The sequence below is a fragment of the Microcoleus sp. B4-D4 genome (genome assembly GCF_036705185.1).
Taxonomy (GTDB): Bacteria; Cyanobacteriota; Cyanobacteriia; order Cyanobacteriales; family Microcoleaceae; genus Microcoleus.
This window is the reverse complement of the sequence record NZ_JAUBTX010000011.1, coordinates 1-21,745: the sequence shown is the minus strand read 5'-3', so window position 1 is coordinate 21,745 and position 21,745 is coordinate 1. Positions and strand designations below refer to the sequence as shown.

Genomic DNA, 21,745 nt, shown 5'->3' with positions numbered 1-21,745 from the left:
TAAGTATATTTTTTCTATACAATAAAACACTTTTCAGTTAATTATATAGCTGTTCTCAAGCGTGGTGAGGTATACCATATGCCCTATGCCGGACAGTACCTCACCTTTCGGAGAAAGGCTATAAATATTTATAACTGGTGCGTCGATCCTGTTATATTGTCCGCTGTCAGAGGGATTGAAGCCATCTTTCCCCTTCACGGCAGTCTCCCGCGCCAGGGTCTATGCTCTTAAAATTACTTATTCAAGTGTAATAGATAATTCGCTGGCGATCGCTCTATAATCTTAAGGATATTTTAGGATTAATTATCAAATTCATGTGCTAGCATCGGTTATAAATTGTTCTATCCCTAAATTAGCCAAAAACTTGGGCAAGAGCGACATCTTAATAAAAAAAATAGTAGGTTCAAATATGTTTTTTCAAGAAGCAGATTCAGAAAATCAGCTCAGTAATATTAGCAGGAACCCGAAACAAACTGCTAGCAACATGACCAATAGAATAAACTCTCAAGAGATATCAAAAAAATCAGCAGAAACTTCGACAGAGGCCAACTTTTCACAAGCTTACAGTCTGAGTCTGTGTGAAATGCAGCAGATGCAGCGAGCAATGGAACAGCTAAAGCAGGATTTGAAAGCTAGCGAAGGTCGGTTTCGGAATGCGATCGAAAAGAATGCAGACGGCATGGTAATTGTCAACAAACGAGGACTTGTTTCTTTTGTAAACCAGTCAGCAGAAGCGCTGTTTAATTGCACGGCTGAGGAACTTTTAGGTCGAGTGTTTTTTGGTGGTTTGCTAGTAGAAGGTTCTGCTTGCGATCTGGAGATTAACGCAGATATTATTCCCCCAGTTAGAAAAGCAGCTACAGCAGGAATTCGCGTCGTACAAACCGAAGTTAAAGTTATTCGCAAGCAGCAAGAAAATGCTGTGGTAGAAATGCGGTTGGTGGAAACAGAATGGGAAGGAGAAATGGCTTATTTAGCGACGCTGCGGGACATTACCGATCGCAAGCGCGCCGAAGAAATGCTTTGGTTGTACGATCGGGCTATGGCAGCTACCAGCACCGGAATAGTCATCTCTGACGCAACTAACCCAGAACATCCAATTATTTATTGCAATCCCGCATTTGAGAGCATGACAGGTTATCGGCGACAGGAAGTTATCGGGAAAAACTGCCGATTTTTGCAAGGAAGCGATACAGACTCCGATGCGCTAAACACCATCCGCCAAGCATTGAAAACAGAGAGCGAATGCAAGGTAAGATTAAAAAATTACCGCCAAGACGGAACCGCTTTTTGGAATGCTTTGTCAATATCTCCAGTGCGCGATAGAACAGGTAAATTAACTCATTTCATCGGCGTACAGAGAGACATAACCGATCGCAAAAAAGCCGAAGAAGCATTGCATAATTCCGAAGCACAAAGCAGAGAACAAGCAGCTCAACTAGCAGCAGCACTAGAAGAACTAAAATCCACTCATTCCCAATTAGTGCAGAGCGAAAAAATGTCTAGTTTGGGATTGCTAATTGCCGGAGTCGCTCACGAAATCAACAACCCCGTTAGCTTCATTTACGGCAATCTTGCTTACCTCAAAAATTATACTAGAGACTTGTTTAATTACCTCGAACTTTACCAAAAGCACTATCCCAATCCAGTTGTAGAAATTCAACAGAAAATAGAAGAGAATGAACTAGATTTTTTGGTTGAAGATTTCCCCAAAATCGTATCTTCAATGAGCGTCGGTATCGAGCGCATTGACCAGATTGTCAAGTCGCTGCGGAACTTTGCGCGGCACGACGATTCACAGATGAAACCCGTTAACCTCCATGAAGGTATTGACAGCACGCTGTTAATACTAAATCACCGTTTGAAAGGAAATGGTGAAATACCGTCAATTGCAATTGTCAAAGAATACGGAAAATTACCACCTGTGAAGTGTTTTGGTGGGCCGATAAATCAAGTTTTCATGAATATTCTCAGTAATGCGATCGATGCTTTAGGTGATGGGAATAGTAAGCAAAGTTTTCAAGAAATGCGAGAGAGTCCCAGCCAGATTAAGATTTGCACAGAAGTTAGGGAGAATTTTGTAGAAATCAAAATTGCTGACAACGGGCCTGGAATTGCTGAAGAAGTTAAGCAGCGCATATTCGATACATTTTTTACTACCAAACCCGTTGGTAAAGGCACGGGAATGGGTTTGTCAATTAGCTATCAAATTGTTGTAGAAAGACACAATGGCGAATTATCTTGTACTTCGGAATTGGGCAAGGGCACGGAATTTATTATCAAAATGCCGATCGCACATTAGATGCAGACGGCGGTTGAAACTGCAGTCTGCATCTGGGGAATTAAAAAACCTCCGCACCCTCCAACTTCTTCATAGTTTCAACCTTAGCCCTCGCCGCTTCCCCGCAAGTCTTCGGCGTCGGAAACATCTTCCCAGGATTCGCCAAACCTTTCGGATTAAACACCTGACGCACCCACTGCATCGTCTCCAAATCTACCTCCGAAAACATATCCGGCATAAAACACTTCTTATCAGCACCGATGCCGTGTTCCCCCGAAAGACTGCCGCCGACTTTCACGCACAGCCTGAGAATTTCTCCCCCCAATTCTTCCACCTTTTCCAACGCACCTTTTACCGAGTTATCGTACAAAATCAGCGGGTGCAAATTCCCATCTCCCGCGTGAAATACATTCGCAATCCGATAACCGTATTTCTCGCTCAAACCCTCAATTTCCTTCAAAACATAAGCCATTTGCGTGCGCGGAATTACGCCGTCTTGCACGTAATAATCCGGGCTGAGATGACCCGCCGCTGCAAAAGCAGCTTTCCGCCCTTTCCAAATTTTCAGCCGCGTTTCCGGGTCATGGGCAGTAGTGATATTTCGCGCTCCATTCTGCTTGCAAATATCAGCAATTCGCTGTTTGTTTGTGGCAACTTCCACTTCTAAACCGTCAATTTCTACAAGCAGAATTGCCGCCGCATCGCGGGGATAACAACCAGTTGCTACTACATCTTCTACAGCATTGATGCTGATATTGTCCATGATTTCCATACCGCCTGGAATAATCCCAGCGCTGATAATATCGGAAACCGATTCGCCCGCTGCTTCGATACTGGCAAAATCCGCCAACAAAACGCAAATCGATTCCGGCGCTTTCAGGATTCGCAAAGTAACTTCCGTGGCGATGCCTAAAGTGCCTTCGGAACCGACAAATATACCTGTTAAATCGTAACCGGGCATTTCGGGAATTTCGCCGCCAACATCGACAATGGAACCGTCGGGAATTACCAATTTTAATCCTAAAACGTGATTGGTTGTAACTCCGTATTTGAGGCAGTGAACGCCGCCAGAATTTTCGGCAACATTGCCGCCAATCGAACAAACAATTTGACTGGAAGGATCGGGTGCGTAGTAGAAACCGGCACCGCTAACTGCTTGCGTTACCCAGTTATTAATTACTCCCGGTTGTACGACAACTTGCTGATTTTCTAAGTCTACTTTCAGGATTTTTCGCATCAGGGCTGTGACAATCAGCACGCAGTTTTCTACGGGTAAAGCGCCGCCGGAAAGCCCAGTTCCTGCGCCTCTAGCTACCCAGGGAATGGAATTGCGATCGCATATTTTGACCACATTTGCGACTTCCTCGGTAGTGCGCGGCAACACCACTACAGCGGGGCGCTGGCGGTAGCTGGCGAGCCCGTCGCACTCGTAAACAATCAATTCTTCGCGGCGCTGCACTACCCCGTTTTTACCGACTACAGCCTCAAATTCTTTAATAACGGGTTTCCAGTTGCGTTCGGTTGCTATGGCTATCATTAGTAACTTAATTTTAAGGGTTGCAATACTGACACTGAGCTGGATCGGCAGTCTCTCGACCGTCGGGAAACAGTTCTTCTTTAGTATAACCGCAGTTTTTGCATTGATAAATAGTCGATCGCGCTAGCTGAGTCGGAAAATAGCAAAGTCCGCAGGGCAATCCGATTTTTTTGTCAGTAACTTCAAATCCCGGCCAACCGCACTGCGGGCACAATTGCTGACATTTTCTAACTAAATCGAGAGTTGCATTTTCGATGTTTTTCATCCGAGTGGGATTGTACATCGCCCGCATATCTGTTTCGATGTGAACTCTGCCAGTTGAAGATTTTTTCAAGCCTGCTGTCACCGCCTCAAACAACTGCTTTTCGGTAGTTATTCCCTTAACAATGTCTCCTTTCCCTTTAGCAGCATCGCCAACTACAACCACCAGTCCGTGTGCGGGAAATCCAGCTTTTTGAGCAAAATCATCTGCTTCTTCTATAGTGGCAACTAACTGGTGACTGTAATTAGTTTCTACAGACAATGATTCGCCGATAATTTCGAGATTGTTGGCTCGATCTAATAAAATTACAATTTCTCGATTAGCTGGCAGATACGGCATCATTGGGTGAGGGCCAAAAGTACCTTCACTCGCAAATGCCAGAGTTTCGCCCGCAATTTCTAGAGCTTTTTCCGCTTTCTGGCGGGCGGCTTCTATTTGAGTTCCTAAGCGTTTAACTTCTCTAGTAAATGTGCCGAAAATGTCTGTATTAAGCTCTGCAGGCAGTACGAGTTTTACGCCTAATTCTCGTTCCAAAATGGGAGCCATCACCCGTTCTTTTTGGTGCATTGTAGCAAGAACGGCGGTGCGATCGATCAATAAGTGATGTTGGTTCATCTATTTTAAATACTGCAAATCAAACTGATATCACTGCTTGTTTTTATTGCTTGACAAATCAATTACAAAATTTGCTCCATCATCATAAATCCGTTTTCTCGTTTGACCGAGTTTTTGTAAGCTATCTTGAAATTCAAAAGTGTTCAATGCCTGATTTCGGAGCCAAAAACCTAGTGCCTTGACTTCGAGTCTATATTCTAGAGATTTCCTAGGAAAGTTCGCTTCATCAGCGTAAGAATATGCAACATATCTAATCGATTTTGAAACTAGATAATCTGCTAGCGCTTCTTCTCCTTTAAAGGAAGGCATACCGGGCGGAAGGCTAGCCCCGCCTGGGTAGTCTGCAATCCAGATTGTATGTTTCTTAAAATTCATTAAAAAAGGTTTGTCAAGTCTTGTTAAAACTATTTCTCCTTCAGGAACCGAATCTAGCATTTTTGAATATTTTTCTCGCTCGTCTCGTGTCACTAAAGGTACATTTTTCAAACCAGAGGCAATGTTCTCTACATAGTTATTATATTGTATAAACATTTTGTCGCCCTTACAATTTATCGCCAACAACAATGACAAAAATAATCCACCAATGAAACGCCTATTTCTTAAGTTTAAGTTTGACATTTTTGGCTCGATATTTTCCATAACAACGAAGATTAATATCAGGAACACAACTAATAGTAGTGAATATGAATAGCGGCCGATCTCCGAGCCTCCAGTAGAAATTCCTATGATTGCAACGCCCGTCACATTACTAAGATTAATAGACAGAGTTGCTTCCCTAACAATTGGCTTTTTATGGAGACCAACCATAAAAAATCTAATTCTCAATACAGTCAGTAAATAAACAATTGCTAAAATTGCATATAGCTTGAGTCTAAGTGCTGAAAATCGAAAAAGCTCTCCGAAAATCTCATTGCTAGGAAGCTTGACCGAGCCTCCGTATACTGAACCATGAAAACCTTTCCCAAGTATGGGATATAGTAAAGTCCCTGATGACTGATACAGTGAGATCGACCAGGGTAAAATAAACACAGCCAATAAAATACTAGCCAAACAAAATTCGTAGATTGCTTTATGCTTTATTTGGCTGCCAAGGATATAGAAAAAATAACTACAGGTGAAGAAAATAATACACGCGGGAATCAAGGTGGTTTTTAAAGCGCAGATGGCGGCTGCAAGCAATCCTACAATCGCAGCATTACTGTGGATGTTTGTTGCTTTTAGCTTGTCCCAATCAAAAACTCTAAATAAGCTGAAGAAAAGACATACCGGAATTAATATACCAGTTGTATTTGTATGAGCTCGGCTAATTAATAAAAATGCGAACACAATCAGTAATGTCGAGCTTTTTGAAAATTGTTTTTGCTGACAGTATCCGATCATGAGTCCTATCATTACGACTAAGGCGCATCCGGGATCGATCAGATATAAACTTCTTTCATCCAACAGGCTGAGAATGAATGTATGCAAGAATGATTGTCCTCCCAGTGCAGATACCAATCTTCTTTCGCTGAAAGGATCGGAACCAAGAGAACCTATTTGAAGCATTTTATGGGGGAATACAAAATAGGCGTGGTAGTCATCGTGAGGATTAAAATTATACCCGGCCACTGAACCACTGTATTGCACAGCAGCCAGAAGAAAAGCGATAAAAGTCCCGATCGCCAAAAAACTATTTTCTTTAAAAGCATTAATTAACCGATTCAGCTCGTCGGCGATCAAAGTTTTATTTGCCCAGGCATCTATTATTCCGTAAAGTGCGCCCAAGCATATATATATTAAAATAGTTGCTTGCGAAATAGTCCATGTCACATTTAATAAACCACCAAATATAATAGTCCAAGCTATCCCCCAAGCGGCTCTTTGTCCCCAGTCAACTCTGTACTGAGGAAAAAGGATGCGGTTGACTACTCCACCCCAACCAATCAGGGATACAAGAAGGAAAATTCCCCAGGCAAAAGAAATAAAATAATAATAATTCATAATTGTGACCTCAGTATCGATTTAGAAGGTTATGATCAGACGCACCCTTTGAATTAAGTTATCAACTCAGCACTCAATGATCAATGTTAAAAGCGATCGCTAGTTGCCCCCAGCGGTTCCCCCACTTTGACCTTGGAGTACAAAAATTACTCCCGTCATAATTAGCCCCACGCCTACCAACCGCAGCGGTGGCAAAGGCTCGTTAAATACAATTTTCCCGCCCAACACAGTAAACAAGTAACTAATTGACAGTAAAGGCGAGACTATGCTAATGTTGGCGCGAGACAAAACTACGATAAAGCCGATCGAAGAAACTGCATACAAACACAGACCTCCAACTATCAAAGGCTGAGTTGCCATTGCGAGCACTTTTTCCACTAAATTAGCAGCGCCAATGGGCCCTAAGATTTTTGCTCCTGCTTTCAGACTAAATTGACCCACCACACTGCACAAAATAGCAGCTAGCAAAACTAGAAAAACGCTTCTACTCATAAATTAACTAACCTAATATTACAAAAAAACGGCAGTTGGGAAAAAATTGAAAAACTTTAATTAAGTTTTGTTGATTTTTATTCACAACTAATAATTTAAGCAGAGATACTGGAAAAGTAAGTATTGTCGATCGCCAGCAATGCCTGGAATAAACCTATGGCCGAACAGACCAACACCAGCGGGGAATACACTCTCGAACTCTCGATACTCATGCCCTGCCTCAACGAAGCAGAAACTTTAGAAATTTGCATCGAGAAGGCTCAGAGGTCACTGCGCGAACTGGATATTGCCGGCGAGGTCATCATAGCAGACAACGGCAGCACTGACGGTTCCCAAGATATCGCCACCAAAATGGGGGCCCGAGTCGTGCCCGTAGCAGCCAAAGGCTACGGCAGCGCCCTGATGGGAGGCATCGTAGCGGCGCGCGGAGTTTATATTATCATGGGCGACGCTGACGACAGCTACGACTTTTCTAACCTCGGTGCCTTTGTCGAAAAATTGCGGGGAGGCTGCGATTTAGTCATGGGAAATCGCTTTCAAGGAGGCATCAAACCCGGTGCAATGCCACCACTGCACAAATATTTAGGAAATCCGGTGCTGACATGGGTTGGGCGGTTATTCTTTGCAAGTTCCGCCGGCGATTTTCACTGCGGATTGCGGGGTTTTAGGAGAGACTCAATTTTGAAACTCGACTTGCAAACAACGGGTATGGAATTTGCTAGCGAAATGGTCGTCAAAGCCTCTCTGTACAAGTTGAAAATCGCTGAAGTCCCAACGGTACTATCTCCCGACGGGCGCAGTCGCCCGCCGCACTTGCGAACTTGGCGAGATGGCTGGCGGCACCTCAGATTTTTGTTGCTTTATAGTCCTCGCTGGCTGTTTTTGTATCCTGGTGTGGCGCTGATGATTTTGGGTATAATTGTTACCATCTGGCTGTTGCCCGGTACTCAAAAGATTGGCAGTATTAACTTTGACGTACATACGCTGCTTTATGGGGCGATCGCAATTATCGTCGGTTTTCAAGCAGTAACTTTCGCCTTCTTCACCAAAGTTTTCGCCATCAGCGAGAAACTGCTGCCCGAAGACCCCAAACTCAACAAAATATTTCGCTACGTTACCTTAGAAACAGGATTGATTGCCGGAGTCACGCTGATATTAATCGGAATAGTTGGCTCGTTTTTGTCATTAACTATTTGGAGCGGTACAGCTTTCGGTTCTCTAGACCCTTCTAAAACTCTCCGTTTAGTTATTCCCTCGCTCACGTGCCTGACCGTCGGTTTGCAGATGGTTCTGTCTAGCTTTTTTCTCAGCGTGCTGGGCTTGAAGCGCAGGTAAACTAATTATAAGTCAAACACTATAAACTCTGCTCAGAGTACGTCGAAAACTTCAAATCCTATGACAATAAATCAAAAAAACTCCAGCGAGTACGTAGGCCCCAAGCTTGGTGGTTTTGCCACCAAACTATCTTGGTATGCCCGCCAAAAAATGTTTGATTTACTCATGGCATTAGCCAATCCCAGCGGCGACACAACCGTGTTGGATGTAGGAGTAACTTCCGACCGCCGCGAAGATTGCAATTTTTTTGAGAAACTCTATCCCTACCCCCATAAAATCACCGCTGTGGGCATGGAAGATGCTGCATTTTTAGAACAAGAATATCCCGGTTTAAAGTATGTCCGTTCTAACGGTTTGACTTTACCATTTCCAGACAAAAGTTTTGATTTAGTTGTGAGTTTTGCCGTCATCGAACACGTCGGTAATCGAACTCAGCAAGAAACTTTTATTCGAGAACTTTGCCGCGTCGGCCAAACCTGCTGCATCACTACTCCTAACCGCTGGTTTCCCGTAGAATTCCACACCGCTGTCCCCTTAATTCACTGGCTTCCCCCCTCTTGGTTTCGAGCTTTTTTGAGATTGCTGGGCAAGAACTTTTTCGCCCAAGAAGAAAACCTCAATCTTTTATCCGAAAAAGATGTATTGCAGATGCTGCCAGCAGAGGCTAAAATTGATACCAAACATTTCCGGCTTCTCGGTTTAATATCCAATTTGCTTTTTTATGTAAAAAATCCCCTGTGATCAAATAAACCGGATTTTTAACCTTTACTGTTGGCTGCAACGAAAGATGTTTGGAAAAAACCAGATTTCTGACTATCTCCGCGTCCAAGACTTTCTACAATTTTGTTTCTAAATCCAGCACAAAATTTTCTCCGTCTTCATACAATTGTTTTCGAGTTTTTGCAAGTTGCCACACGTTATCCCGAAAGTCGTGAGAAAGTTTTGCTTGCAGTCGAAACCAAGATGACAATCCAGGCCCTGAAGTATCTACAGCAGGATGATTGAGACTCCAAGACGAATAAGCTATGTATCGAATAGATTTTGTGGCTAAATAGTTTGCCAAGGCTTCAGGGCCATTGAAGGCAGGCATACCGGGTGGCAAACTAGCTCCCCCGGGCCAGTCGGCGAGAAAAATTTGATTGCGTTTAAAGTCGAGAATAAAAGGTGCGTCTAGTCTGGTCAAAACTGTTTCTCCTTGTGGAATAGACTGCTGTATGGCTGCATACTGTAACTTTTGCTTGGCTGTAACTAACGATGGATTTGTCAGTCCAAATTGAATGTTTTTTAGATACGCTGAATAAGTTTTTTTGGTGATATCCCAATCGTAGCTAATTGCCAAACCAGCACAAAATACAGCAACCACAAAAAAATTGCCTGCTTTGTTTTTATTTGATGCCTCCGTGTCGGTCATTGCTATTGCGAGCAATATTAAAATTGCTGGGAATAGGTGGGAGAAAGAATAGCGAAAAGTATCGGCATTTTCGGTAAGTACACGGCAACTATTGCCAATCCCGCTGCAATTGCCATAGATAAAGCTGCTTGGCGGTTGGAAAACGATGGTGGAAAAATTTATTTTTAAGTTAAAATTTGGGGATTAACTATCGCCCGAGGAGAACACCAAAAGGTCGATCGCCCTAACAGCAATATCCTCTGGCGTTCGATCGCGCGAAAAGCTAGCGGGGTTCTGGCATTCTACTGATTTTCTTGCGATGCTGAGTCTGGCGGGCCAAAGCGATCCGGCAGGCGATCGATAGTTAATCCGCGCGATCGCACTTCGGGAAGAAATGGTCGATCGCACTTTCTTTGAGCCAAAATCAGTTTGATTGGGTTTGGCGCTCCTAAAGTTGCTATAATTTATCGATAATCCCACAGACTAGGAGATTAATATGCAAGTCAAAGATATGACAGTTGAGCAACTGCGGGACTTGATTCGGCATACCGTTGAACAATGCTTAGAAGAATATTTGGGCGATCCTGATGCAGGTTTAGAAGTTAAGGAAGAAGTCAAGCTGAAATTGTTAGAGTCAATGAAGCGCAAGCAAGCAGGAGAAAGCAGCATCGAAGCTGGGGAAGTTTATCAAAAACTCGGCATGAAGGCGTAATGAGCTATTTGGTTGAGTTGACAGCAGAAGCTCTGGTTAACTAAGAAAAATTGACTCAGGCTGTGCAGGAGCGTATAGGTAATAAAATCAATTGGTTGGCTGAAAATTTTGAACAAATTACTCCTATGCCGTTGTCGGCTAATCTGGCAGGTTTCTTTAAGTTAAGAGTGGGTGATTATCGGGTAATTTATTCTTTTGATGATGATTTAAGGGTTATTACCATTCACCAGATTGGACACCGGAGAGAAATTTATGATTAACTTAAGGGCGATCGCACTTCGGGAAGAAAAGGGCGTACTTGGGAAGAAACGGGCGATCGCATTTTCCTAGAGCCTAAATTGCTATAATAACAATCAGCCCAAAAATCTCAACATAAAGCCTATGTCTACTTATAGCGAGGTACTAAGTCAGGCTCAAAGTCTCACTCTTGAAGAGCAACAGCAACTTTTAGAATTTTTGTCAGCATTGATTCGTCAGCGGGAAACAACCGAGACTCAGGATAGCAGTCAAAGATTGCCCAGGAAAAATTTAAAGAGATGGCGCGGTTTTTTACCGAAGCGTGTGGATGCTTTGGAATTCCAGTTGCAGCTAAGAGAAGAATGGGATGAGTAATATCTCAATCACTTCGATCGCAGTGCTACGATAAAATCAGCGAAATAAAGTGTAATCTAAGACAGCCTATGTTGACTGTAGAACAGATAGAAAATGCGATTCTCGAACTTCCGCCGAACGAAATTGGAGAGTTGTTAGAGTGGTTTTTGAATTTGGATTACCAACGATGGGATATTCAGCTAGAGAAAGATATTGCTAAGGGTAAACTGGATGCTTTAGCAGGAGAAGCGATCGCCGATTTTGAGAGTGGTAACTATCGAGAGATTTAATGCACTATACTACTCGAAAATTTTGGGACTGTTATAACGCTTTACCCTCAACGGTACAGGCTACAGCAGATCAGTGTTATGAGTTGCTGAAGGCAGATCCGTCTCATCCTTCTTTACATTTTAAGAAGGTTGGTAATTATTGGTCTGTAAGGGCCGGACAAGCTTATCGGGCGTTGGGTATTGAAATTAAAACAGGTATTTTGTGGTTTTGGATTGGGACTCACGCAGAGTACGATCGGCTGATAGGAAAATAATCCAATAGTGCGATCGGCGTAGCTATCCCGTGGGCGATCGCACTTTGGGAAGATAAGGGCGATCGCCTGTGATTCTATTTCAACTACGCAAACATCGATCGACCTTTCGGTTGAGGAATAGGGCGACCCAGTGCGTTAGCCGTTTCTATCCACTCCTGCATCATAATTTCTAGATTTTGCAGTGCTTCTTGATAATTTTCCCCATCCGCAGCACATCCCGGCAATTCTGGTACTTCTGCAATAAATGCCTGGTCTTCGTCACTCCAGTAAATGATGACTTCGTACTTCATTAGGGAATTTCACCTTACTCAAAAAGGTCGATCGCGTTCCTGTCCTAATTCTTTGCAAAACTCTAGATAATCATCAATGGAGTTGTGGAATTCTTGGCGAGCTTCTTCAATAGTTTGTGCCTTAAAAGTCACTACGTCATTAATATCGAGGACTCGCCCGAAAATAATTTCCGCTTCTAAATCTACTTCAATGCTAGCACTGTAACCTTTGTAAGTCATAATGGTTGTAATACTTCTTCCTTTTAACAAAACTCTAAATAATCATTCCTAATCACTGACAGATTCGATACTCCAATCGGCTTCTGAGATACCAACTGCTGCTAAAAAACGACGACAAAATTCTTTATGCTGACTCACTGTTTTGTCTACATGAACCCAACATCCATTTGATAATTCATGCCATCTTTTTATCTCACTACTATTTTTATCTAGCATATTATCTCGAAAATTAGATTTAGTAAGTGAAATTCTAGCCTTTTCAAAGCTATCTGAGCGGTTTTTAATCACCCACTCACAGCATTGAATTGTAACTTGTCGCCAGGTTTGCTTAGAAAGTGGAATTTCGTCACCACAGATTTTAATCAACTTTGGCTTACCGGATGTGCGAGTAGGAAATACTTCATGTTCTCCAAGGGATGGCCAAATTTCGATCAACTTAATGCTGAGAAAATTAGCTCGTTCGAGAATAGCTTTTTCATCCCATCGGTTAATACTTTGAGAAAAATAGTCATTATTAATTCGCAAAGCGTGTTCAGCCAGTTTTTGCTTTTTCACCAGAAATGATGAATTAGAAAGTTGTGCATTCCACTCAGAAGTAACTAAAGTTAAATTACCCAAGGTATGTAAATAATCTCGGTAGATTTGTTGAAATTCACCTCCAAGATCACTCTTCCAATCTTCACTGAGTGTTTGCGGCAAAATATGCTCAATAGTTGGATTTTGATCGAGGACAGTAAACCCACCTGTTCCCTTAGACAAGTGGCGATTAATTGTGTCTATAACAAGATATATTTTTTGATTGTTTTTCTCATAAAGTTGACGGCTATTAATTGATTGTCTGACATCATTATCATTAGGATATTGCTTGGCAATCAAAACTTTTTGCAAAGCTTCTGGCAAAGTGATTTCTTCATCTTCATTTTTCATTGCTTCTACATCTTTCCAAATGGAGGGGAACATTTTATTAAGATAGTTTGTTTGTTTCCCACAAATATAGCGACGAACTAGATAGTTTTCTAGTAAGGTTAGGGATTCTATAAACTCCTCAAGATCAATATTTTGAGATTTATACTCATCATATAGCATTAATAAAAACGGATAAGCAGTAGAAAGGTCGAAAGTATTAAGGCGAATCAAGGCAGTTTGAATATCTTGGTTGACTTCAGTTTCCGGTCGTAGTAGTTTGTTGTAATACTCAGCAAATTTTAGGAGATTAGCAATTTCTAGGACAAATTCTTGGTCATCTAATTTTTTACAATAATCACGAAATCGTGCATAAATATGGGATTCGGCACAAAGATTTCTCGTTTGCATTGCTAAATAATGCCGAAGAAAAGCCGTTAATTCACCCATCCCTGATTTCCCAACTTTTCGTTTCTCTTGCAATAATTCTTCGATTTTTTCCCAATATTTAGTAAAAGCATTTTCTTGCTGAGATGTTGGTAGCATCATCGCGATATAGTTGCGGACTAAATCTGCCTGAGTTAACGGTTTACCTTTAGCATTAAGACTTTCAAAAATATGATAAGGATTTTCATCTTTATTAAGTTCTATGAAAACAAGTTGAAAACAGTTCTGTAATACTGTAAAAAACTTACCAATATCTAGTTCACCTTCTTTAACTTTAGATTCGATTTCGTGACGAAAATAATTATAAGCTTTAGGTATGCCAGATTCAGTAAATTGATTATAATTTCCTTCTAAAATAATCGCTTGATAAGCTTGGCGATCGCCATATTTCTTGGTTGGTAAAAGTTTAAAATAAACATCACCTTCGCCTTCTTCATCTGAATTGACTACAAATTTATTAATTTTGTTAGCAAGCTTTTGATCGGTGGGCTTGATAATATCCCGCAAAACAAGAAATATTAAGGATAGGGTGGTCAAACGTTGCTGGCCATCAACCAAGTTAAAAGCTGTCATTATGCCGCGTGTTCCATCATTGATTACTACCAGAGATCCTATAAAATGTTCTGGTTCTCTATCTGGATCGTATTCATCATAAATTGCGATCGCATCTTCTAATAAGTCTTTCCATTCTCTTGTTTCCCAACTATATTGGCGTTGAAAGTGGGGCATAACATAATGAATCTCACCACCTGAACTGAAAACTTTGGAAATTTTCCAACTATCTGCTTTCATTGCCAATCACTCCAAATATATCTAAGATTTGTTCGTCACTTAAGCCGCAGGTATCGGTACTAAGTGGAATATTCCAATTATAGTCGAGGGCAGGCCCAAAAGCCTGCCCCAAACTATCCTATTCTACCCCCTCAATCCGGTCTTCCACCTCCTGATAAAGTTCACGCAGACGATCGAGATTACTCTCCGAAGTTTCCCAATAACCCCGGCCATTCACCTCAAGCAAAGTGCTGACAATCTTGCGGAACGAATGAGGATTTAAATTCAGCAAACGCTTCTGCATCTCCTCATCTTGGATAAACGTACCGTTCACATCCTCATACACCCAATTATCCACCGCGCCCGCAGTCGCACTCCATCCAGTCGTGTTCACCAGACGCTTAGAAATCTCCCGCACGCCTTCATAACCGTGCGATAACATCCCCTCGTACCACTTCGGATTCAGCAGCTTAGTCCGCGAATCTAAACGCACGGTTTCTGATAGCGTCCGTACCTGCGCGTTGGCTGTTGTCGTATCAGCAACAAAGGATGTCGGTTGCTTCCCATCTGCGCGCAAACTGCCGATTAATTTAGTCGGATCGGAATCGAAATAGTGCGACACGTCGGTTAGCGAAATCTCCGCAGAATCTAAGTTTTGGAAGGTGACATCAGCAGTTTTTAAGGATGACTCAAAAATCTGCCTGTCTTGTTCCATAGTTCCCGGATTATCGGAAGAAAAGGCGAAGGATTTGCGAGTTAAGTACATTTCCTGCAACTCGGCTTCGCTTTCCCAAGTGCTGTTTTCTACCGCCAAGTTGATGTTAGATGAATAGGAACCAGAAGCATTGGAAAACACGCGGGTTGCTGCTTGGCGCAAATTGATTCCCATTTCTTCCGCTTGCTTCAATGCGTGTTTGCGGACGAAGTTCATTTCTAAAGGTTCGTCGGCTTCCGCTGCCATTTTCACGGCTTTATCTAACAAATTCATTTGGTTGATGAACAAGTCGCGGAATACGCCGGAACAGTTAATTACTACGTCGATCCGAGGCCGTCCCAACTCTTCTAAAGACAGCAATTCGAGTTTGTTTACCCGGCCCAAAGCATCGGGAACTGGCTTGACTCCCACCATCCACATTACTTGGGCGAGGGATTCGCCGTAAGTCTTGATGTTGTCGGTTCCCCAGAGCACAACGGCGATGGTTTCGGGATAGTTGCCGCCGTTATCGGTGCGCTGTCTTTCTAATAGTCTGTCAACGACAACTTTAGCAGACTTCACCGCACCCGTCGTCGGGATTGACTGCGGATCTAAAGCGTGCATATTCTTGCCAGTCGGCAAAACATCCGGGTTGCGAATCGGATCGCCGCCGGGCCCGGGGATAATGTATTCGCCTTCTAGGGCGCGCAACAATGCGCCTAATTCGTTGTCGGCACAAACTTGCTGCAAGCAGAATTCCAGATACTCAAACAGCGGTTTAATCGGTTCTGGATCGACTTTTTTGTAACCGGCTGCGTGCAAGGATTCAATCCAAGGTGTTTTCTTGCCCATGTTGAAGAAATTCAACTTGGAAACCAGGGAAACTCGGCCTTCAGCGTCGGTTTGTTCCTTCACCAAAGCGCTGACTGCATCCCGACAGGCTAAGGTGATGTTTTGCAGCAATTCGACATCAACTAAAATGCCTTTGTCGCTGTTGGTGTAAACTTCCTCGATATCGCGTCCCAGACTGTTGGCGATAATTCGCGGTAAGCTGATCAAGTTGTCTTCTTCGCGGTCTAAATTGGCGATATTTACTAAAGTTGCGATCGCCTCTTCGGCAGTTGGCGGCTTACCGATAATATGCAAACCGCAAGGTAACAACCGCGATTCAATCTCCATCAACTTGCGGTAAACCAAGCCAACTAAATTGTCCCGTTCCTGGGCAGTCATCCCCGCAGCAACCCCCCCTGGCCCCCCCTTGGTAAGGGGGGGTTGGGGGGGGTCAGGAGGTAGGTCAATATCTTTGTCTAAATTGACCAAACGGCATTTTTCCACGATCGCATCCACAATCGGCACGCCGCGCCCCGTATCCTTCAAAGTTTGATAAGAAGCAATCAACTCGCTGAGTTCCTGCAAACCTTTGTACAAACCAGCATTTTCCGCCGGAGGAGTCAAGTAAGAAATTGTTTCAGCATAACTGCGGCGCTTGGCAATAGTTGCCTCGCTGGGATTGTTGGCGGCGTAATAATAGAGATTAGGAATTTTGCCAATCAAACTGTCGGGATAACAATCGATCGACATTCCCATCTGCTTACCGGGCATGAATTCTAGGGAACCGTGAGTGCCGAAGTGCAGCACCGCATCCGCACCCCAAATGCGCTCCAAATATGTGTAGTAAGCAGCAAAACCGTGGTGCGGGCTGGCGGAACGAGAGAATAACAACCGCATCGGATCGCCTTCGTATCCAAAGGTAGGTTGCACTCCGATAAATACGTTGCCGAAATGTTTGCCGTAAATCAGCAAATTTTGTCCGTCGCTGTTCAAATGTCCCGGAGGCGGGCCCCAATTTTCTTGCAAGCGTTCCGAGTAAGGAGTGAATTCTTCATACTCAGCTACGGACATCCGGTGAGCAATATTTAATTCGGGAGTTTGGTATTGGGCTGTGGCGTCGTGGATGACTTCTTGCATCAGCTTTTCGGCAGATTCCGGCAGTTCTGGCAAGTCGTAACCGTTACCTTTTAAGGCTTTCAATACTTCGTAAATCGAGCCGAAAACGTCCAAATAAGCGGCTGTTCCGACGTTGCCTTTATCGGGAGGAAAACTGAAAACGGTGATCGCAACTTTCTTATCTAATTTTGGTTTGCGGCGCAGCATTGCCCATTTCATGGCGCGCTGGGAAATTGCTTCAATTCGGTCTTGCAGGGCGATCGCCTTGCCAGTTGCGCCATCTCTTCCCGACAAAATAATCGGTTCGATCGCACCATCCAACTCAGGAATCGCAACCTGCAAAGCAACTTGAATCGGGTGCAAACCTAAATCGCTATTTTCCCACTCTTCCGTCGTTTGGAAAACCAGCGGCAAAGCCACCATGTAAGGGCAATTGAGCTTTTTCAAAGTATCGATCGCCTTTGGGTGATCTTGTTTCGCCGGGCCGCCAACCAAAGCAAAACCAGTCAGAGAAACTACCGCATCGACGATCGGCAGCGGTGCCACACCTTTGGCCCCAACTTCCAAGAAAAAAGTTTCCACCGGTTTCGAGAAGTCCAAACCGCCGGCAAAAATCGGCAAAACCCGCGCCCCCATTGCCTCAAATTCCTGCACGATTGCCACGTAGTGCGCGTCATCTCCGGTAACTAAGTGAGTGCGCTGCAACACTAAACCGATGCAGAGTGCGAGGGGGTCTTTGAGGTCTGCCGAAATATCTGTGCGGGCATTATACCAGTTCAGATATCCTTTGACATCCTCAAACATTCCTGGTGCCAAAGGATGCCAAATCCCCATATCCGGGTAGACAACCGGTTCTTGAAAACTTAGCTGTTCCTGGCCTTTGAAGACATATTTATGCGACAGCATCAGCAGGAAGTTTTCCAAGTTTTCTTGGGAACCGCCCAGCCAATACTGGAAACTCAGCATGAAGTTGCGGGCATCTTGGGCTTTGTCGATCGGCAAATATTTCAGCACTTTCGGCAAAGTTTGCAGCAGTTTCAGCATTCCGTCTTGGAAGGAACTCCCGGATTTTTCCTTCCGTTTTTTCATGAATTCGCCGATCGCGCTTTTGCTTTGTCCCAACTGCGCCATCGAGAAACTGCCCATTTTATTCAGGCGCATCACCCCCGGCATTGACGGGAAGACAACGGCGACATCCAAGCTGTCGCGCAGCGGTTCTACAGCCGATACCACTTTTTCGGCCAAATCTTCGATAAAAATTAGAGAAGCAATAAATACGTTGGCATCGGCCACATCCCGCTTGAAGGCCTCGTAATTTTCCGGGCTGCGGAGTTCTTCGATCAGGTAGCCGCTGATTTCTATTGCCAGATTCGGATTTTTGTTATTTATCGCTCGAACCGCTGCGGACAGGGCGCTTTGATACTGCGGTTCTAGTACGACATAGACCACCTTCATGAGCGATCGCCCCTGCAAGTTTTCCGGCACGACGTGGCGAATGGTGGGCTTGACGTGAGTGAACATCCGGTTAGGCTCCTTTAAGATGCTGTTTTCGGCAATCGGGAATTTTTTATCCCATAAGCATTTTTACCAGAAAACGCTTGCCATTGGGCGATTTGAGCCTGCACATGACACAATTCGACAAATTTATTGCGATTTTTCGTTACATTATTTGATAAATTCCTTGAGCAAACACTCCAAATTTTCTTTGTAAATCTTTACTTGACAAAAAAATGTATATATGTATTCATAAAATATGATAACAAAATAAACGATAGACCAATCTTTGAGAAAAACGCTCCTGACCAAGGTTCCAAAGTTTGTAGAACTAATTAAACTGGCGATCGAGCAATTAATCAAATGCAGAAAAAAATCAGTTCCGAATCTGGAATTTTCCGTTCTGATGAGTTCCGCATGAGAAAATTTATATATTGGTCGGGAACTTAAAACAGTTTCATAAATTCAGTATTGTATAAGTTCCAGATCCGCGATCGATCGCCGGCGAAATTAATTGCTTTTGATTGTCAGGCTCATCAAAACCCTAGGGGGAAAACATGGCTAACTACGCAATTTTCGACGAACAATACTACCTAGCTCAATATCCTTGGGTCAAACCCGCCATTGATGCAGGAATCATCAAATCCGGCAAAGAACACTTTGAAAAATACGGTCAAGCCGGCGGCTTAACTAAAATATCGCGGTATTTTGACGAAGCTACTTACCTGGCCGCCAACCCAGACCTTCAACCATTTGTCAAAACTGTCAATCCCAACGCACCTTTTGCAACCGGTCTCGATCACTTTATTCAGTTCGGCTACGATGAAGGACAGCGCCGGGCCGCAGTATCCCCTGAATACAACGAAACCTTCTATTTAGCAAACAACTCTGAACTGCAACCGTTTATTCAGAACGGAACTTTCAAATCTGGGTACGACCATTTCATTAAATTCGGGGCCAAAGAAGGTCGTTTTGGAACTTCATTTTTTGAACCGGAATACTTAAAGAAAAATCCTGATATTGTGCCATTTGTCAACTCTGGAAATTTGAAAACCGGTCGGGAACACTTCTTCAATTTCGGCAAAAACGAACCCAGCCGGTCTGCGACTTTTGTTGGCAGCCGCAGCAACGATGTCATCACTGGTGCGGGCGCAGGAAATGCCGAACTTATCGGAGTGGAAGTAGGCATCGATCGCAACGGGAACCGGCAGTATGAAAGCTTTGGCACCAATGAATTCGATGTGCTGACCGGCAGTCCGGGCATTGATACATTCGTCCTCGGAGTTCCAGCAGCAGCCCAGAATCCCTCCGCGACACCCCTGTATACGGGTAACGGTCAAGCTACAATTCGGAACTTCGACATAGAAAACGATTTGATCCAACTGCAAGGAAATTCTTTAAACGACGGCTACACTCTGAATCCCGTTGGCAACAATTTATCAATCCAGCGTTTTGGAGATGTGCTGGGCGTGATTGAAGGAGGTGCAACTTTGGGTTTGACTTTCCAAGAATCTAACGGTAACGGTACTTTCTCGATCGGATAGTCATTAGTCATTGGTCATTAGTCATTAGTCATTGGTCATTGGTCATTGGTCATTAGTCAATACTGATGATTGATGACTTTTTTTGCGATCGTACTCTTTAAAAAAAAGGCGATCGCCCTTTTTTCTGCTGTCATCAAAACTATTAGAGGTAATCTAATAATAATTAATTTGACTGTACAAGCAAAAACAGCAAGCAATAATTTATCCAAATTCGATTAATGGCGCGCAGCGAGCCGAAGTAATAAAGATTAGTCATCGGATCGCATAAATAGGTCTGAAGTGATACTCTGGCAAGCAATAGACAGTGTAAAATTGTATGTAGCGCTTCTCCAGTAAGTTTGGTCAAATGCGAGCAATTAAAAGTGATCAATTACCCATTACCGGAAATACATCACCGCCCTTGAGAAAGGCTATAGTAGCAGCGATTATATTCCATGTTTAAACAACTAATTTTAGGCAAAAAACCATGACAAACTACGCAATTTTCGACGAAAAATACTACCTCTCACAATATCCTTGGATTCAGCCGGCCATTGATGCAGGAGTCATCAAATCCGGTAGAGAACACTTTGAAAAATTCGGGCGAGAAGGCGGCTTAACTAAAATATCGCGGTATTTTGACGAAGCTACTTACCTTGCAACCAAACCAAACATCGTATCCTTGGTTCGCACAGTCAACCCAAACGCACCCTTTGCCACCGGCCTCGATGAATTTATCCAGTTAGGTTACGATGAAGGAAACCGCTTATTCCGGCGCACTCAAGTATCGCCTGAGTACAACGAAGATTTTTATTTAGCAAATAACTCAGACTTGCGACCGTTTATTCAGAACGGAACTTTCAAATCAGGCTATCAGCATTTCGTTCAATTTGGGGCTAAAGAAGGTCGTTTTGGAACTTCATTTTTTGAACCGGAATACTTAAAGAAAAACCCGGATATCGTACCGTTTGTCAACTCAGGCGTATTGAAAACCGGCCGGGAGCACTTCTTCAATTTCGGGAAAAACGAGGCTACTAGATCCGCAACTTTTGTCGGCACCCGCAGCAACGACTTCATCACTGGTGCGGGTGCGGGGACTGCGGAATTTGTCGGAGTAGAAGTAGGTATCGATCGCAACGGCAACCGACAGTATGAAAGCTTTGGCACCAATGAATTCGATATCCTGACTGGTGGCCCGGGAATTGATACATTCGTCCTCGGAGTTCCTGCTACAGCCGGGAATGTCACCCCAACACCGCTGTATTTGGGTAACGGTCAAGCTACGATTCGGAACTTCGACGCAAACGATTTTATCCAACTGCAAGGAAATTCTTTAAGCGACGGCTACAGCCTGACTCCTGTTGGTGGCAATTTGTCAATCCAGCGTTTTGGAGATGTGATCGGCGAGATTGAAGGACGTGCAAACAACTTGAGTTTGATTTTCCAAAGATCTAACGGTAACGGTACTTTCTTAATTGGTTAGTCAGTAGTCAGTAGTCAGTCATTAGTCATTAGTCATTAGTCATTAGTCAGTAGTCAGTAGTCAGTAGTCATTAGTCAGTAGGGGCCGCCCCCCGTGGCTGCCCCAATCTCTGAAACACCTACAAAATTCTGAACGGGGAGGGCGGGCCAGGGGGCACCGCCTAGGCTGTGTACTTTGTGGTATTTTTGAGAACAAAAGTTCATACAGTTTTAGTGTCCCAACTAATCCGAAAACA

Annotated in this window: 21 protein-coding genes; 11 read left to right on the top strand and 10 right to left on the bottom strand. The window is 43.6% G+C overall.

What is annotated here, in order from left to right; all coding sequences use genetic code 11:
• The first annotated feature begins 409 nt into the window (after positions 1-409).
• Positions 410-2,302, top strand: coding sequence for a PAS domain S-box protein (locus QUB13_RS11540; protein WP_333380754.1), 1,893 nt, complete (start codon positions 410-412; stop codon positions 2,300-2,302).
• A gap of 40 nt (positions 2,303-2,342) precedes the next feature.
• Here QUB13_RS11540 and glcD read toward each other — a convergent pair whose 3' ends face one another.
• From glcD to QUB13_RS11520, 4 genes are all read right to left on the bottom strand, one after another.
• The gene (gene glcD, locus QUB13_RS11535) at positions 2,343-3,818 is read right to left on the bottom strand and encodes a glycolate oxidase subunit GlcD (protein ID WP_333380752.1); all 1,476 of its coding nucleotides are present in this window, start codon (positions 3,816-3,818) and stop codon (positions 2,343-2,345) included.
• A gap of 13 nt (positions 3,819-3,831) precedes the next feature.
• Positions 3,832-4,695, bottom strand: coding sequence for a DUF6671 family protein (locus QUB13_RS11530; protein WP_333380750.1), 864 nt, complete (start codon positions 4,693-4,695; stop codon positions 3,832-3,834).
• Positions 4,696-4,725: 30 nt separating this feature from the next.
• Positions 4,726-6,675 (bottom strand): hypothetical protein, encoded by a 1,950-nt coding sequence (locus QUB13_RS11525; protein ID WP_333380748.1) that lies wholly within the window; start codon positions 6,673-6,675, stop codon positions 4,726-4,728.
• 99 nt (positions 6,676-6,774) lie between these two features.
• Positions 6,775-7,167, bottom strand: coding sequence for a transporter (locus QUB13_RS11520; RefSeq protein WP_194012467.1), 393 nt, complete (start codon positions 7,165-7,167; stop codon positions 6,775-6,777).
• A gap of 156 nt (positions 7,168-7,323) precedes the next feature.
• Here QUB13_RS11520 and QUB13_RS11515 point away from each other — a divergent pair, with 156 nt between their 5' ends.
• Complete coding sequence (locus QUB13_RS11515; RefSeq protein WP_333380745.1) at positions 7,324-8,502, top strand: glycosyltransferase family 2 protein; 1,179 nt, start codon at positions 7,324-7,326, stop codon at positions 8,500-8,502.
• Between the two features lie 60 nt (positions 8,503-8,562).
• Positions 8,563-9,243: a class I SAM-dependent methyltransferase gene (locus QUB13_RS11510; RefSeq protein ID WP_333380743.1), complete on the top strand. Its 681-nt coding sequence runs from the start codon at positions 8,563-8,565 to the stop codon at positions 9,241-9,243.
• A gap of 94 nt (positions 9,244-9,337) precedes the next feature.
• On the opposite strand, the gene QUB13_RS11505 is transcribed toward QUB13_RS11510, so the two are convergent.
• On the bottom strand, positions 9,338-9,913 hold the full coding sequence (locus QUB13_RS11505; RefSeq protein ID WP_333380741.1) for a hypothetical protein: 576 nt from the start codon (positions 9,911-9,913) through the stop codon (positions 9,338-9,340).
• A 36-nt stretch (positions 9,914-9,949) separates the two neighbouring features.
• On the opposite strand from QUB13_RS11505, the gene QUB13_RS11500 reads away from it, so the two are divergent.
• The gene (locus QUB13_RS11500; protein WP_333380739.1) at positions 9,950-10,081 is read left to right on the top strand and encodes a hypothetical protein; all 132 of its coding nucleotides are present in this window, start codon (positions 9,950-9,952) and stop codon (positions 10,079-10,081) included.
• Positions 10,082-10,096: 15 nt separating this feature from the next.
• Here QUB13_RS11500 and QUB13_RS11495 read toward each other — a convergent pair whose 3' ends face one another.
• Complete coding sequence (locus tag QUB13_RS11495) at positions 10,097-10,372, bottom strand: hypothetical protein (RefSeq protein WP_333380737.1); 276 nt, start codon at positions 10,370-10,372, stop codon at positions 10,097-10,099.
• A gap of 16 nt (positions 10,373-10,388) precedes the next feature.
• Between QUB13_RS11495 and QUB13_RS11490 the strand changes: the two genes are divergently transcribed.
• From QUB13_RS11490 to QUB13_RS11470, 5 genes are all read left to right on the top strand, one after another.
• Positions 10,389-10,604, top strand: coding sequence for a hypothetical protein (locus QUB13_RS11490; protein ID WP_194068126.1), 216 nt, complete (start codon positions 10,389-10,391; stop codon positions 10,602-10,604).
• 50 nt (positions 10,605-10,654) lie between these two features.
• The gene (locus tag QUB13_RS11485) at positions 10,655-10,864 is read left to right on the top strand and encodes a type II toxin-antitoxin system RelE family toxin (protein ID WP_333380734.1); all 210 of its coding nucleotides are present in this window, start codon (positions 10,655-10,657) and stop codon (positions 10,862-10,864) included.
• Between the two features lie 121 nt (positions 10,865-10,985).
• Positions 10,986-11,216 (top strand): hypothetical protein, encoded by a 231-nt coding sequence (locus QUB13_RS11480; RefSeq protein WP_194068128.1) that lies wholly within the window; start codon positions 10,986-10,988, stop codon positions 11,214-11,216.
• 68 nt (positions 11,217-11,284) lie between these two features.
• A complete protein-coding gene (locus QUB13_RS11475; protein ID WP_193972564.1) occupies positions 11,285-11,485 on the top strand; it encodes a hypothetical protein in 201 nt (66 codons plus the stop codon).
• Complete coding sequence (locus QUB13_RS11470) at positions 11,485-11,739, top strand: ParE family toxin-like protein (protein WP_333380732.1); 255 nt, start codon at positions 11,485-11,487, stop codon at positions 11,737-11,739. Before QUB13_RS11475 ends, QUB13_RS11470 begins: the two co-directional genes overlap by 1 nt.
• An 83-nt stretch (positions 11,740-11,822) precedes the next feature.
• On the opposite strand, the gene QUB13_RS11465 is transcribed toward QUB13_RS11470, so the two are convergent.
• From QUB13_RS11465 to QUB13_RS11450, 4 genes are all read right to left on the bottom strand, one after another.
• A complete protein-coding gene (locus tag QUB13_RS11465; RefSeq protein WP_333380730.1) occupies positions 11,823-12,029 on the bottom strand; it encodes a type II toxin-antitoxin system HicB family antitoxin in 207 nt (68 codons plus the stop codon).
• Between the two features lie 18 nt (positions 12,030-12,047).
• Positions 12,048-12,248: a type II toxin-antitoxin system HicB family antitoxin gene (locus QUB13_RS11460; protein ID WP_333380728.1), complete on the bottom strand. Its 201-nt coding sequence runs from the start codon at positions 12,246-12,248 to the stop codon at positions 12,048-12,050.
• Positions 12,249-12,296: 48 nt separating this feature from the next.
• Positions 12,297-14,390 (bottom strand): DUF262 domain-containing protein, encoded by a 2,094-nt coding sequence (locus QUB13_RS11455; RefSeq protein WP_333380726.1) that lies wholly within the window; start codon positions 14,388-14,390, stop codon positions 12,297-12,299.
• A 118-nt stretch (positions 14,391-14,508) separates the two neighbouring features.
• Positions 14,509-18,531, bottom strand: coding sequence for a magnesium chelatase subunit H (locus QUB13_RS11450; protein ID WP_333380724.1), 4,023 nt, complete (start codon positions 18,529-18,531; stop codon positions 14,509-14,511).
• A 530-nt stretch (positions 18,532-19,061) separates the two neighbouring features.
• Between QUB13_RS11450 and QUB13_RS11445 the strand changes: the two genes are divergently transcribed.
• Both QUB13_RS11445 and QUB13_RS11440 read left to right on the top strand, forming a co-directional pair.
• Positions 19,062-20,048, top strand: a complete 987-nt coding sequence (locus tag QUB13_RS11445) for a calcium-binding protein (protein ID WP_333380721.1) — start codon at positions 19,062-19,064, stop codon at positions 20,046-20,048.
• A gap of 466 nt (positions 20,049-20,514) precedes the next feature.
• Complete coding sequence (locus QUB13_RS11440; RefSeq protein ID WP_333380719.1) at positions 20,515-21,510, top strand: calcium-binding protein; 996 nt, start codon at positions 20,515-20,517, stop codon at positions 21,508-21,510.
• Positions 21,511-21,745: the final 235 nt, after the last annotated feature.

Bases quoted from the DNA above. Each gene is read 5' to 3' on its own strand.
- QUB13_RS11510 (WP_333380743.1), top strand. From the start codon at position 8,563: ATGACAATAAATCAAAAAAACTCCAGCGAGTACGTAGGCCCCAAGCTT.
- QUB13_RS11520 (WP_194012467.1), bottom strand. From the start codon at position 7,167: ATGAGTAGAAGCGTTTTTCTAGTTTTGCTAGCTGCTATTTTGTGCAGT.
- QUB13_RS11490 (WP_194068126.1), top strand. From the start codon at position 10,389: ATGCAAGTCAAAGATATGACAGTTGAGCAACTGCGGGACTTGATTCGG.
- QUB13_RS11440 (WP_333380719.1), top strand. From the start codon at position 20,515: ATGACAAACTACGCAATTTTCGACGAAAAATACTACCTCTCACAATAT.
- QUB13_RS11480 (WP_194068128.1), top strand. From the start codon at position 10,986: ATGTCTACTTATAGCGAGGTACTAAGTCAGGCTCAAAGTCTCACTCTT.
- QUB13_RS11470 (WP_333380732.1), top strand. From the start codon at position 11,485: ATGCACTATACTACTCGAAAATTTTGGGACTGTTATAACGCTTTACCC.
- glcD (WP_333380752.1), bottom strand. From the start codon at position 3,818: ATGATAGCCATAGCAACCGAACGCAACTGGAAACCCGTTATTAAAGAA.
- QUB13_RS11505 (WP_333380741.1), bottom strand. From the start codon at position 9,913: ATGACCGACACGGAGGCATCAAATAAAAACAAAGCAGGCAATTTTTTT.
- QUB13_RS11455 (WP_333380726.1), bottom strand. From the start codon at position 14,390: ATGAAAGCAGATAGTTGGAAAATTTCCAAAGTTTTCAGTTCAGGTGGT.
- QUB13_RS11450 (WP_333380724.1), bottom strand. From the start codon at position 18,531: ATGTTCACTCACGTCAAGCCCACCATTCGCCACGTCGTGCCGGAAAAC.
- QUB13_RS11465 (WP_333380730.1), bottom strand. From the start codon at position 12,029: ATGAAGTACGAAGTCATCATTTACTGGAGTGACGAAGACCAGGCATTT.
- QUB13_RS11515 (WP_333380745.1), top strand. From the start codon at position 7,324: ATGGCCGAACAGACCAACACCAGCGGGGAATACACTCTCGAACTCTCG.
- QUB13_RS11540 (WP_333380754.1), top strand. From the start codon at position 410: ATGTTTTTTCAAGAAGCAGATTCAGAAAATCAGCTCAGTAATATTAGC.
- QUB13_RS11530 (WP_333380750.1), bottom strand. From the start codon at position 4,695: ATGAACCAACATCACTTATTGATCGATCGCACCGCCGTTCTTGCTACA.
- QUB13_RS11525 (WP_333380748.1), bottom strand. From the start codon at position 6,675: ATGAATTATTATTATTTTATTTCTTTTGCCTGGGGAATTTTCCTTCTT.
- QUB13_RS11475 (WP_193972564.1), top strand. From the start codon at position 11,285: ATGTTGACTGTAGAACAGATAGAAAATGCGATTCTCGAACTTCCGCCG.
- QUB13_RS11445 (WP_333380721.1), top strand. From the start codon at position 19,062: ATGGCTAACTACGCAATTTTCGACGAACAATACTACCTAGCTCAATAT.
- QUB13_RS11460 (WP_333380728.1), bottom strand. From the start codon at position 12,248: ATGACTTACAAAGGTTACAGTGCTAGCATTGAAGTAGATTTAGAAGCG.